Source organism: Bacillus cereus group sp. N6 (assembly GCF_016483705.1).
Classification (GTDB): Bacteria; Bacillota; Bacilli; order Bacillales; family Bacillaceae_G; genus Bacillus_A; species Bacillus_A wiedmannii.
The window spans coordinates 1-13,906 of record NZ_JAEHBI010000076.1 but is presented as its reverse complement, the minus strand read 5'-3'; the positions used below and the strand labels follow the sequence as shown (position 1 = coordinate 13,906).

The following is a 13,906-nucleotide window of genomic DNA, read 5'->3' as shown; positions in this document are numbered from 1 at the left end:
GAGACAGGCTCATGGGGCGGCGGATTTTTCCCAGGAAGTTTTGCTGGAGGCGTGTTAGGTGGACTTACAGCTGGCGCATTAACGGGTGCAGCAAGTGGAGGCTACTATCCAGCACCGTACCCAGTAACTTATCCAGCGCCATACCCAGCACCATATCCAACTCCATATCCGGGGTATCAGCAATTACCATATCCTTATTAAACTAAAAAAGAGGCTTTCCTCTTTTTTTAGTTTAATAAAGTATTTATAAAATATTTCCAAAATAAAGGTGAAAATATGTTAATATTTTGTTATTGTAATTCAAAAACATATATACTAATTTTAACTTTTATATTATTATCCGTGAATAGTTGTATAGTGTGCTCGAAATTCTATTTCGCTAGTAAAGTAAAGAGGTTAGATATGAGCGGGATTAATAGGGAATAGGCATTGTATAGAGCTAGCTATAAAGGAATGTAAGAGAATGAATTATAATAAAGTAAGCTAATTATAGCGATAAGAAACTACTATTTATAATTGAAACGGTATTATATTGCTTTTTATTACAAATAATATTATGTTATTTTAATCGGCATATTTCAAAATGTGATGAATGCAAATAGCTATTATTAAGAAATGAAATATCTCTATTTCTATGAAGAGAAACAAGTTGTGTTTTAGTCAGATAGGAAGCAAGGAGAGATGCGCATGCTAGAACAAAGAGGTCATGCATTATATGACTCTTCATTGCGAGATTTAAAGTTAGCATTAGATGAGTCTTCAATTGTTGCGATTACAGACCGAAATGGTCTTATTACATATGTAAATGATAAGTTTTGTGAAATCTCCAAATATACACGAGAAGAGTTAATAGGAAAAGATCATCGTATTTTAAATTCAGGGTATCACCCGAAAACATTTTTTCAAATTCTATGGAAGCGTATTTTGAACGGAAAAGTATGGAGAGGTGAGATTCGAAATCAAGCAAAAGATGGGACGTATTATTGGGTTAAAACAACAATTGTTCCGTTTTTAAATGAAAAAGGAGAGCCGTATCAATTTATCGCGATCCGAAATGATATTAGTAGTAGGAAAGAAGCAGAACAGAGGTTGCGGTTAAGTGAAAGTCGTTATAGGGAGCTTGCGTATCATGATGCTTTAACGAGTTTACCGAACCGATTGCAGCTAATAACGACTGTAAACGAGATGATTGCAGGAAAAAAAGAATTTGGTATGATTTACTTTGATTTGGATCGTTTTAAATTAGTAAACGATACGCTAGGTCATATGATAGGGGATTTACTTTTAAGCGAAGTTGCTTCACGGTTGCATTATGTGCTAGGAGAGAAAGACGTTCTGGCTAGGCTGGGTGGCGACGAATTTGTGCTGTTAACAAAAAATCATAAACAAGATGAAATGAGGCAGTTAGCAACATCTGTGTTGTCATGTTTTCAGGCCCCATTTATGCTTGAAGGTCATGAAGTATACATTTCAGCTAGTCTAGGACTGTGCGCATATCCGCAAGACGGACAAGATGTAGAAACTCTATTGAAAAATTCGGATTTAGCCATGTATAGTGCGAAAGAACAAGGCAGAAATGCCGCGTGTTTCTTTACAGATGAGTTACGTGCGAAAATAAATCGTAGAATGAAAATTGAATTCGCTTTGCAAAAGGCAATCCGTGATGAAGAATTAGATGTGGTACTGCAGCCTATTATTGATTTGAAAACGAAGAAATATACCGGTATTGAGGCTTTAGCACGTTGTTCGACAGAAGAAGGGCCTATTTCGCCAGGCGAATTTATTCCAGTAGCTGAAGAATCTGGACTTATTATAAAATTAGGAGACTGGGTATTAGAAAAGTCATGTCGCTTGTTTAAAACATTGCCAGATTACGAAGAAGGACTAAAGTTATCTGTTAATTTATCCATACAACAATTAATGCAAAAGCGTTTTATTATATCTGTACGTAGCATTTTAAGGAGAACTGGCTTTCCACCGAATCGTTTAATTTTGGAAGTAACGGAAAGTATCGCTGTTCGCCATTTTGATTATATTATTGCTACATTACAAGAATTAAGAAATATGGGTATTTTAATTGCTTTAGATGACTTTGGAACAGGTTATTCTTCCTTATATTATTTAAAGCAACTGCCACTGGATATAGTGAAAATTGATCGTAACTTTATTCGTGAATTTCATTATGATCACGCACAGCCAGAGCGAACGATTGTAAAATCTGTTATTGAAATTGCCCATAGCTTAAATTTAGCAGTAGTTGCTGAAGGAGTAGAAACAGTAGAGCAAGAAAGTTTATTACAATCTATGGGCTGTGATTACGTCCAAGGATTTTATTATGCGAAACCTTTATCTGTAGGAGAGTTAAAAGAAAAGTTAATTACAGATTTTTAATAAAAAAGAGAAGCTGGTAGCTTCTCTTTTTTTAATTCGTTTTTTGTGAGTTTTTCATGAGTACTGGATAAAGAATAAGACCTAATACGAACAATCCAATTCCTAAGAAGAACGTTTTTAAATCAGCAGTTCCGGTTTTGATAACCCAAATAGAGTATACAAATGCTAATGTGGTAATGATCCCATCCTTTATTCGAGAGCCAGGCATTATATCATACGTTTCTCCTGTAATAACCAATTTGAATTGGTACAGCGTAGAAACAAGGTATGGAATTAAATAAGCTAATGTTGCTACAACGATAGCGAAATTATAAGCTTCTGATACGGTACCAGAAATCGTTGAGAATAAGAAAATTTGCGTCATCACATTTGTAATAAATAATGATTTTGAAGGACTACCTTTTTTATTTGTTTTCGCGAAAAACTTAGGGAAAAGTCCATTCTTGGCTGCCTGGTAAGGTACTTCTGAACTAACAACGATCCAGCCAACTGTAGATCCAAATAAAGATACAAGTGCAAGTAAAGCCATGATATAGGCACCTTTATTGCCAATTGCTAAATTTAATGCGTCTACCAATGGTTTTTGAGATTCTTTTAAAGCATCTTGCGAGAGAGCTCCCATTGTAAGTAAAGTAATTGACATGTAAATAAGAAGAGCGATAATCAACCCGAAAATGGTAGCTTTTTTTACATCGCGCTGAGATTTTGCACGGTTAGAAAGCATTACAGCAGATTCAATACCGATAAATGCCCAAAGTGTTGCGATAGCAGCTGAATTGATTTGTCCACCTAACGAAATTGATTGTCCTGTTTCATTCATAAATGTTTGACCGTCTCCGAAATTAGAGGCATTGAAAATGAATAATGTGATTACAATAAACATTGTAAATCCAATAATTTTTGCAATGGTAGCAAGAAGATTCATATTTCCAGCTCGGTCAATATTTTGAGAAAGAATATATTGAATTCCCCATAACATAAGGCTACATACGAGGAAAGTTAGTCCTTTTCCGAGTTCTAGTGAAAATCCGTTCGTTGAAAAAAGAATTTGCTTACTTTGTAACACTGGAAAGAATGTTGATAAATATCCAGCAAAGGAAATAATAACAGATGCGGTTGCAGCCCAGTTCGCAGCCCAATAGCCCCATGCCATACTATATCCTGCAACTTTACCCGCTTTTTTTGAAGGGAACATCGCTTGAGCATAACTTTGTGGTCCAGCTTTTAATTCTGGTTTTCGGATTGCTAAATTTCCAAATACGAGTGCAATCATAAATACGCCAAGGCCTGTAATACTCCATGCGAGTGTAGAACCCATTGGACCTGATACGTGTGCTAAATTTGCTGGGAGCATAAATACGCCACCGCCAACCATATTTCCGATTACAAAAGCTGTTAAAATCCATAATCCCCATTTTTTCGTTTCCATTTTTGTTAACTCCTTTGTAGTAAGTTTTGCTTAAACATCATTTTTTACTAGCTTTTTGGCAATAAAAAAAGAGCCATGTAGATAAAAAATACCTACATGGCTCTTCGCCTAACGTAGGTACAACGGGAATAACCCTTGTACCTACGCGTAATTTTTCCGCTAGGTTTCAAGGGTTACGTATGATGATGATGATGTTTTTGTGCAAATGTAACTACAATTGTTGTATAAGTAAGCATAGTTCTTTGCTCCCTTTCTCCTCTGATTTTGAAGTTAGTATACTACATGTTTTTTTGAATGAAAAGAAAAATATAAAAATTTTTATAAAAATACGTTTTAGAGATTAAATATTTACCTGTATTTTTCCTATACTGGAAAATAAGTGAGAGATTGGCAGAAGAGTGTAGCATGGTATAATACATATAGAATTAGAAGGTGACAAGGGGCTATTGTAGATGATGAGTAAGTATGAACAAATTTATACAGAAATCAGTAAGTCTATTGATAATAAGCGATTAAAAGAGGGATGCAAAATCCCATCCGAAACTGAATTAATGAAGCAGTATGAAGCAAGCCGCGGTACGGTAAGAAAAGCTGTAGATTTATTACAAGAGCGTGGATATGTTCAAAAAATACATGGAAAAGGTGTTTTTGTTTTAAAGCGAAAAAACATTGAATTCAACTTTGGTGGTATTGTAAGTTTCCAAGAAGAAAATGAACGTTTAGGACGCCATTGTATTACAGAAGTCGTGGAAATGGAGAAAGTAAAAGCGACAAAAGAAGTTGCAAAGCTATTAAATGTGAAAGAGAAAACAGAAATAGATCATATTAAACGAGTACGAAATATTGATGGAGAAAAAGTAATTTTGGATATTAATCATTTTGTATCGGAATATATTCCTGGATTAACGAGTGAAATTGCAGCGGAATCCATTTATAAATACATCGAGAAAGAATTAGGTCTTCATATTAGTTACTCACAGAGGGTAATTGAAGTGCAGCCATGTACAGAGGACGATAGAGAGTATTTAGATTTAAATGGAACAGACTATGTTGTCGTTGTGAAAAACTTTACGCATTTTTATGATGGAAGTCAGTTCGAATATACAGAATCACGCCATCGTTTAGATATTTTTCATTTTTCGGATGTGGCGCGGAGAAAATAAGGAGATGGAACGAAATAACGTTTCATCTCTTTTTTTATAAAAAAATCACAAACTCGTATATACGAGTGTTGACTAACTTATATATACGAGTTAATATGTAATTGTAAACGGTATCAAAAAAAGAAAAGAGGGACGGGAATATGGGGAAAGACTATCGTCAAACAGCAGAGGAAGTGTTGCAGTATATTGGTGGAAAAGACAATATTGAACAAGCTGCGCATTGTGTAACGAGGCTCCGTATCGCTTTAAAAGATGAAAGTAAAATAGATAACGATAAATTACAGTCTGTTTCATTAGTGAAGGGAGCGTTTCATAACGCTGGAGTATTTCAAATTGTAATCGGTCCAGGAGATGTTGATCGAGTTTATGCCGAATTGATAACGCTTGCAGGTATGAAGGAAGCGACAGTAGCTGATGTAAAAGATTCTGGAAACCAAAAGTTAAATCCAGCTCAAAAGTTTGTAAAGGTATTTTCAGATGTATTTATGCCGATATTACCAGCCATCGTAACAGCTGGTTTACTAATGGGAATTAACAATCTATTAGGGGCAAAGGACTTATTTTTTGAAGGTAAAAATTTATTAGATGTGTATCCAAACTTAAGTGGGCTTTGGGATTTAATTAATATGATGGCGAATACAGCATTCGTATTCTTACCAGCGCTTGTCGGTTGGTCAGCAACGAAGCGTTTTGGTGGTAGTCCGATATTAGGGATTGTTATGGGATTAATGCTTGTGCATCCAGCCTTATTAAACGCGTGGGATTATGGAAAAGCAGCGACTGGTTTAGATGGACAAAAGATTGAGTACTTCGATATTTTAGGATTATTTCAAATTGAAAAGGTAGGGTATCAAGGTCAAATTCTACCGGTTTTAGTAGCAGCATTTGTATTAAGTAAAGTGGAAATCTTCTTAAAGAAACATGTACCAAATGCAATTCAATTATTAGTTGTACCAATTACAACGATTGTCGTAACAGGTGTGTTAGCATTAGGGATTATTGGTCCAGTTACACGTCATATTGGAGATTTATTAACAGCTGGATTAGTAGGTGTATATGAAACAGTACCAGTAGTTGGAGCAATATTGTTTGGAGCATTATATGCACCGCTTGTAATTACAGGTATGCATCATATGTTTATTGCTATCGACTTACAATTAATTGCACAGCACGGTGGTACATTCATTTGGCCAATGATTGCTCTTTCTAACATTGCGCAAGGTAGTGCGGCACTTGCGATGTTCTGGATTTCTAAAAATCAAAATGATAAAAGTATGGCATCTACATCAGCAATCTCAGCATATTTCGGTATTACAGAGCCAGCTATGTTTGGTGTAAACTTACGAAATAAATTCCCGTTCTATGCAGCGATTATAGGATCGGCTATTGCAGCTATATTTATTACGTTAAATGGTGTATTAGCACCTGCTATTGGAATTGGCGGATTACCAGCATTTATTTCTATCATTCCGAAATCGATTCCAATGTTTATTGTAGGAATGATTATCGCGATTGTAATCCCATTTACGTTAACATGGTTATTTGCAAAACGAGTAAAACAGAAGTAGGAGGAAGTTAAACATGAAGGATTGGCATAAAAGTGTAGTTTATCAAATTTATCCGAAGAGCTTTAATAGCTATTACAATAAAGAAACCGGTGATATAAAAGGAGTTACAGAGAAACTAGATTATTTAAAAGAACTCGGAGTAGATTATATTTGGTTAACACCGATATACCAATCACCACAAAATGATAATGGATACGATGTAAGTGATTACTACAGTATTGATCCATCTTACGGAACGATGGAAGAGTTTGAAGAGCTTTTAGAAGAAGCAAAGGCACGTAACATTGAAATTATGCTCGACATTGTTGTAAATCATAGTTCTACGGAGCATAAGTGGTTTAAGGAAGCAAAGGAAGATAAAAATAGTCCATATCGTAATTACTATATTTGGCGTGATGAAAAAAATAATTGGCAATCTAAGTTTGGTGGGTCTGCTTGGAAATATGATGAGAAGACAGAGCAATATTTTTTACATCTATTTGATGAGACACAAGCTGATTTAAATTGGGAAAATAAAAAACTTCGTGAAGAAGTATATGATATGATGCGTTTTTGGCTTGATAAAGGGGTAACTGGATTCCGATTAGATGTTATTAATTTAATTTCAAAAGATCAACAGTTCTTAAATGATGACGGAAGTACGGCGACAAGCGATGGGCGTAAATATTATACAGATGGCCCGCGCGTTCATGAATATTTACAAGAGATGAACCGAAAGGTTTTTGAAGGGAAAGATGTAATTACAGTTGGAGAAATGTCATCTACGACAATTGATAATTGTATTAAATATTCAAACCCTGAGCGTAATGAATTAAGTATGACGTTTAGTTTCCATCATTTAAAAGTAGATTATCCGAATGGAGATAAGTGGACGCAAGCTGATTTTGATTTCATTAAATTAAAAGAGATTATGTCTAATTGGCAAATTGAAATGCAAAAGGGCGGAGGATGGAATGCGTTGTTCTGGTGTAATCATGACCAGCCTCGTATTGTGTCACGCTTCGGTGATGATAGAAAGTACCGAAATGAATCTGCGAAAATGTTAGCGACAGCTATGCATATGTTGCAAGGAACACCTTACATTTATCAAGGCGAAGAAATCGGTATGACGAATCCTAAATTCGAGTCCATCGAGCAATATCGCGATGTGGAATCGTTAAATATACACGATATAAAGCTAGAAGAAGGATTATCAAAAGAAGAGATTATCGGGATTTTAAAACAAAAATCTCGTGACAACTCTCGTACTCCGATGCAGTGGAATGAAAAGGTGAACAGTGGTTTTACAACAAGTACACCTTGGATTTCAGTTGCTGAGAATTATAAAGAGATTAATGTAGAAAAAGCATTAGAAGATAAAGAGTCTGTATTTTATCATTATAAAAAGTTAATAGAACTTAGAAAAACGTATGATGTAATTACAGAAGGAGAATATGCTATTTTAGATGAAAATCATGCTAAGATTTGGGCATATACTCGTACTACAGAGAGTGAAGTGCTACTTGTTATTAATAACTTCTATGGAGAAGAAATAACGTACTCTGTACCAGCTCATGTTCAATTAGATGGGATGAAGCAAGAAGTACTACTGTCGAATTATAAAGATTTCAGCAAGGATATTACAAAACTTAACTTAAGACCATATGAGGCAATTGTCTATCGATATACGAAATAAAAGGTTGTATGCCCGCGTGGCATACAACCTTTTATTTTAAGACACCGCTATACAAAATGCTTACCTCTACCTCAGGCTTAAATTTTACTTTTGCATAATCTTTATTCCAATTTTTTTTCTTCCATAAGTCAGGGTGATAAGCGATAAGATGTCTTCCAATACCGAAAGCATCACAATTTGCTTTTTGTAACTTTTTCGTTATCTTTTTAGCTTCTTTCGTAAGCTGTTTAGACAATTCTTTGTTTAGTTTGGCTCTTTCATCCATTTTGTAAAGATTATCTCTCGGAGCTTCAAGCGCTATAACTTTTAATTGAAGCTTAATGTGAGCATAAACATTTCCTTTTTTATCCGTTGTTATTTTTAAGTCTCGTTTTAACTTTCGATTGCTAATTTCCATTGTTAAATAATCAGATGTCTTCTCTGATTCATCGCTAGTAAGTTTTTGGGTTATACGGGCACTTGTTCCCATTTTTCCGGTTAATAACACGAATAAAACAGAATGTTTCAAAGGTAAATGCCCAGTTAATTTATCATTATTAAATAAAGCTAACCCGTTTGTAATTACTTCTTTTCCTTTTATTTTTATAGACGGGAGGGTGAAATCTTTCCCGGGATCTAACATTTTTGTAGCAGCTGTTTCTAAAGTTTCTTTTGGAAATACACTCATATCTTCTAAGCTTTTCACTTTTTTCTTTAGAAAATCTCCAATTAGTAAATTTCCTACTTTCTTTTTTTCGAGTATCTCGGACGTTTCACCATCTACTGCAATAAGTTTTACTAAAGCAGTTGGGTTTGTTGGGTCACGAAAGCTGACATCTAAATAGGGTAGTATACCTTTTTTTAGAATTTTGGTTCCTAGTAATTGAACACCATATTTGAAATAGCGAATATTCCCAGTCACATTTTTTTTTAGGGCATCGCTTGTATCCCTTATGTTATGCCCGGTTGCTGAATGTATTTCATTTTCGAATGAAGATTGCTCTCCGCTCGAACTTTTTACGAGCTCGATTGTTTGCTGGAGTTTATTCTCTTCCGTAATATCAGATCCAATACTATAAGCTAACCTTGCTTCCCTTAATGGTTCTTGATCCCAACAGCCAGAAAGGAGGGAACTAGTACATAATATAAAAAGTAATTTAAATCTTTTTTTGAACATACTGTTCTCCTTTCTTCTTTCTTATTACTGAATAGAGTAGAAATAAAAGAGGGAGGACAACGATGAAAATATAGGTGAACTTATCAGTGAAAGTTGCAATTACTTTTAATTCTTCAGGTGTATCTATAAATAGGGCTACACTAAAAGCAATAATACCAACGATTGGAACAGCCTTTTTATGATTAGCAAGATTGAAGATATGTCTAATTCCGATTGAAGCAGCGCAATAATAACTCGCAATAGAAGCCACAACTGTTATCATCCATATTGGAATGAATAGTAAATCAGTCCGGTCTATAATCCCGATATGCAAGGAGCGTAATAAGTAAGCAACTGGCTCTGGGATAAGTTCAATTTGTTTTGGACTAAATACGATAAAGCAAATCCAAACAGTAAAAGTATAAAAAAGAGTTACAAATCCATTAGCGATAGAAATGGCCTTCAGTTTTGCCACAGAATTCCCATTTACTTTTGGGAAAGCGATAAGAATAATTTCAAAACCATACATGGCTGTAATTGTTTCTTTGGATGCTTGAATAATATTCCACCATCCAGCCTCTGTAATGGGAAAAATATAAGAAAAATCAGCTCGGGAAAGCCCTAGGGCAATTAAAAGCGCCATAGGTAAAATGAGAATAGAGGCCATGACATAAAATCGTACCATGACTTTAAACGTATTATAAGCTACATAACAACAAGCTATTGTAAATAACATAAGAATGGCATACCACGGAGTTGCTTGTAATATCCAAACTTTAACGACATTACAAACATTCAACATAACCGTCATACCGATAAGGGTAAAATAAAAAACATAAGCAAAACCTAATAGTTTTCCAAACTTATTACCAAATAGCATACAAACACTTTCATACATATCTGCATCAGGAAATCGTTTTAAGAAAAGCCACATAAGTAAAATGATAAGTTGAATTGCAAGTCCAGCGATGAGTACAGAAATCCATCCACCACCTTTAGCAATTGGGTGAAGACGGTTAGGGAGAGAAAGTATACCAACTCCGATTTGGCATTGAATAACGAAAAAGGTAAATTGAACTAGCGAGATTTTACTTTGCGTGTTTGTCACCGTCCTCATCCTCTCTCGTTACATGTTGTCGTTGCATTTTTTTCGGTTTTGGATCATGTGGTCGTTCCCAAAATGACCAAATTGGTAGTCTTACGAAAGAATCTTTCATATCTTTAATCCGCATCGGGGCAACAGGAGAAAGATATGGTGTATGAAAAGAATGAAGCTGACATAAGTGAACGAAAGTTATAATTAGACCGAATGATATTCCAATATATCCGAATATAGCAGCAAGGAGCATTAATGGAAAACGAAGAATTCGAACTGCTGAACTCATATCGTTTGATGGAACGAGAAAAGATGAAATTGCAGTTAAAGCTACAACGATAATCATTGTGTAAGAAACAAGTCCAGCTTTTACAATTGCATCACCAATTACTAAACCACCTACAATACCGATTGTTTGTCCAACGCGGCTCGGCAAGCGAATACCAGCTTCTCGTAACAATTCAAAGATTAATTCCATTAAGAGAGCTTCAAAAATAGGAGGAAGCGGTACTTTCTCTAATGAAGCTTTAATTGTATACACAAGTTCGAGCGGCAACACATCGGGATGAAAAGCGACAGTTGCAATATAAAAAGCTGGCAAGAGAAAGGCAATTAAAAAACTTACTAAGCGAATCATTCGGATAAAAGAACCGACAATCCAGCGGTTATTATAATCATCTGGTGATTGATAAAAAGCGAATAACGTAACAGGTACGATGAGCACTGTTGGATCTCCGTCAGATAAAATAGCAACTCGTCCTTCCATTAAATTTGCTGCGACTCTATCTGGACGCTCTGTATTTAATTGCTGCGGAAATGGCGAGAAAGACGTATCCTCTATAAATTCTTGTATGTATCCTGGTGGCATAAGTGCATCCGTTTTAATCGTTTCTAATCTTCTTTTCACTTCTGTAACTAAATCGTCATTCGCTATATTTTGCATATAAGCAATTGCTACTTTCGTGTGCATTTCTTCACCAATTGTAAAATACTTAACAACTAAATTTGAACTCTTAATGAGCTTACGAATAGAGGTTAAATTAGTTGCTAGGTCCTCTACAAAACCAGTATGTGGACCGCGCACAACCCCTTCATTATCAGGCTCTGCTATATCTCTCTTTAAAGATAAAGCTGTTTCGAAAATACAAAAACTAACGACATGTTCATGAAAATATAATGATTTACCTTGTAATAAAAGTTGTATCCCATAATTTAAATTCGTTTCTTTTTTCATATTTAACGTAGAAAAAGCTTTATCTAAAGATAAATCCGACCGCGTTAATAATGGCTCAAGAGCTAATTGATGAATTAGATTTGGATCTGCTAAAGATTCAATATATATGATCGTTCCTTTTCCGTTTTGAAAAGGGACATCTAATTTTTTTATATCATCTGAGTGACAGAGCTTATTTTCAATGTAATTAATATTTTCCGGAAGTGATGGAAACATATGCTTTTTGCTATTATTTTGTTGTGAATTTTCCTGTTCAGTCATAATTTCCACCTCTATTAGAATAAAGTCACTCCTGTTAATTTTTGCTTTTTGTGAGAAATTTATGCTTGGATTATTTGGGGGAAATCTTGAAAGTTACGTTACGTCATCTTTTATACTTAAGGAAATACGGAGTAGAGGGATGGTGTATATGATTTTGAAAAATATGTGGGGATGGAAAGAAATTTTATATTTATTAGTTTTCGTATTTCTAATTGTCCCAGTAACAGTTGAATCTCTTTTTTATAACTATGCTTTAAAAATAATAGGGAACTCATTATATGCCGGAGTATTAATGGGATTTATAATGGCAGTGATATTTACTACTGTAGTTTATCTTTTTTGTATAAAAAGATATCAACTATCTTGGAAAGATATTGGAATCCGAAAGCTTTCATGGAAAGATTTTTTATGGACAGTTATAGCATTGATTACCTTAATTGTAGTTAGTGTTGCTGTATTAATGATAATGGAGAAAATGGGTATTTCTTTTGAAAATAGTAAAACGGAGACGGTCCAAAATAATAAATCAATATATTCGTTCTGTATCGCGGTAATTGGAGCAGCAGTTATATCACCAATTTATGAAGAGATTTTATATCGAGGTGTTTTTTATACATTTTTTCGTGATAGATATGGTATATGGGATGGAGTGCTTATAAGTTCTATAATATTTACCGTTGTTCATATTCCAACATATAACACATTACCAGTGAATTTTTTAAGTGGAGTAGTATTTGCGTGGTTATATGAGAAAACAAATTCTATTTTATCAGCTATAATTGCCCACGCACTATTTAATTTCATAGCAGTACTTTTAACATTTGTGTCGAATTAAGAAGATATATAGGAGGGATACATATGGAAATAGCTGTAGAACGTGTTTTTACAAAAGAGGTTTTAAAAAGAGCAGCGAGTTTGTTTCATGTAACAGTGGAAGAGAAGCCACTTGGAGATTTTGAAAATTATATTTTTAAGGCGAAGGGCGATCGTGGTGAAGATTACGTATTACGTTTAACTCACTCTTCTCATCGTTCTAAAAAGGGAGTCGAAGCTGAACTAGATTTTTTACGATATGTGGCGGAGAATGGGGCAAAGGTAGCAGGACCTCTTTATTCAACGTCTCAAAATCTTGTAGAAGAAATTAGAGCAGAGGATGAAACTTTCTTTTTCGCTTCCTTATTTACATATGCAAAAGGTGAGCAAGTAAAAGGAGAAGAATCTCCTTATTGGGGAGAGACTTACTTTGAAGCATGGGGAAAAGCGATTGGCCAACTGCATCGCATAACAATGAACTATCCTAAAACAGACTATCGTGATACGTGGGAAGAAGACGAAAGTGGGATTGTTAATGAATTAGAAGATGATCAAGTGAAAAAGATTGCAGCGGTATTAATGGATGAAATAAAGGCTCTTCCAATCGAAAGAGAAACGTTCGGCCTTATGCACGGTGATATCCATCCCGGTAATTTTCATTATGATGGTAAAGAGCTAACAATCTTTGATTTTGATGATGCGGCTTATAATTACTTTATACATGATTTAGCGATGGTTCTCTATTACTCTGTTCTATTTACACCGTGGACAGCGGAAGAGAAGACAGACTTTGCTCGTAAACAGCTACAAGTGTTACGAAAAGGCTATGAGTATGAGCACAGACTAGCGGATAGTTGGTACGAATCGTTACCGTTGTTTTTACGTCTACGTGATGTTGGTTTATACGGTACACTTCAAAAGAAGTTTAAGGGGAAAGATATGCCAGATAACTTCCGAGAATTATCAGAAGAGCTATATGAAAGAATTATAAAAAGAGAAGCAATTGTGAATATATAATACATTTTTGTGAAAACAAAGTATACAGAATAAATGTATGCTTTGTTTTTTGTAACTACTCAGCTTCCTCACGGAAGCTTTTTTAATTTTACTAGTTTCATATGCCTCTCATTTGTAAATACTG

10 protein-coding genes and 1 pseudogene are annotated in these 13,906 nt (G+C 34.8%); 7 read left to right on the top strand and 4 right to left on the bottom strand.

Annotated elements, in window-relative coordinates; translation table 11 throughout:
- A pseudogene (locus tag JDS99_RS28545) lies at positions 1–201 on the top strand (cobalt transporter); the annotation flags it as partial.
- A gap of 486 nt (positions 202–687) precedes the next feature.
- Positions 688–2,391, top strand: a complete 1,704-nt coding sequence (locus JDS99_RS28540; RefSeq protein ID WP_087983374.1) for a putative bifunctional diguanylate cyclase/phosphodiesterase — start codon at positions 688–690, stop codon at positions 2,389–2,391.
- A 31-nt stretch (positions 2,392–2,422) separates the two neighbouring features.
- Here JDS99_RS28540 and JDS99_RS28535 read toward each other — a convergent pair whose 3' ends face one another.
- Positions 2,423–3,820, bottom strand: coding sequence for an amino acid permease (locus JDS99_RS28535; protein WP_088061841.1), 1,398 nt, complete (start codon positions 3,818–3,820; stop codon positions 2,423–2,425).
- Positions 3,821–4,272: 452 nt separating this feature from the next.
- Between JDS99_RS28535 and treR the strand changes: the two genes are divergently transcribed.
- The 3 genes from treR to treC all read left to right on the top strand — a co-directional run bounded on the left by treR (position 4,273) and on the right by treC (position 8,226).
- Entirely contained in the window at positions 4,273–4,983 is a 711-nt protein-coding gene (treR, locus tag JDS99_RS28530) for a trehalose operon repressor (RefSeq protein ID WP_088061842.1), read from the top strand.
- 140 nt (positions 4,984–5,123) lie between these two features.
- Complete coding sequence (treP, locus tag JDS99_RS28525; RefSeq protein WP_088061844.1) at positions 5,124–6,551, top strand: PTS system trehalose-specific EIIBC component; 1,428 nt, start codon at positions 5,124–5,126, stop codon at positions 6,549–6,551.
- Between the two features lie 13 nt (positions 6,552–6,564).
- Entirely contained in the window at positions 6,565–8,226 is a 1,662-nt protein-coding gene (gene treC, locus JDS99_RS28520; protein WP_088061845.1) for an alpha,alpha-phosphotrehalase, read from the top strand.
- A 31-nt stretch (positions 8,227–8,257) separates the two neighbouring features.
- Here the strand turns inward: treC and gerKC are convergent, their stop codons facing one another.
- From gerKC to gerKA, 3 genes are read right to left on the bottom strand one after another with little or no spacing between them, the layout of a single operon-like run.
- The gene (gerKC, locus tag JDS99_RS28515) at positions 8,258–9,382 is read right to left on the bottom strand and encodes a spore germination protein GerKC (protein ID WP_000474009.1); all 1,125 of its coding nucleotides are present in this window, start codon (positions 9,380–9,382) and stop codon (positions 8,258–8,260) included.
- On the bottom strand, positions 9,363–10,469 hold the full coding sequence (locus JDS99_RS28510) for a GerAB/ArcD/ProY family transporter (protein WP_199696202.1): 1,107 nt from the start codon (positions 10,467–10,469) through the stop codon (positions 9,363–9,365). The genes gerKC and JDS99_RS28510 overlap by 20 nt, the downstream gene beginning before the upstream one ends.
- Positions 10,450–11,952: a spore germination protein GerKA gene (gerKA, locus tag JDS99_RS28505; protein WP_088061847.1), complete on the bottom strand. Its 1,503-nt coding sequence runs from the start codon at positions 11,950–11,952 to the stop codon at positions 10,450–10,452. Before gerKA ends, JDS99_RS28510 begins: the two co-directional genes overlap by 20 nt.
- A 148-nt stretch (positions 11,953–12,100) precedes the next feature.
- Here gerKA and JDS99_RS28500 point away from each other — a divergent pair, with 148 nt between their 5' ends.
- Both JDS99_RS28500 and JDS99_RS28495 read left to right on the top strand, forming a co-directional pair.
- Entirely contained in the window at positions 12,101–12,787 is a 687-nt protein-coding gene (locus JDS99_RS28500) for a CPBP family intramembrane glutamic endopeptidase (RefSeq protein ID WP_088061848.1), read from the top strand.
- A 23-nt stretch (positions 12,788–12,810) separates the two neighbouring features.
- Positions 12,811–13,782: a phosphotransferase enzyme family protein gene (locus tag JDS99_RS28495; protein WP_199696201.1), complete on the top strand. Its 972-nt coding sequence runs from the start codon at positions 12,811–12,813 to the stop codon at positions 13,780–13,782.
- Positions 13,783–13,906: the final 124 nt, after the last annotated feature.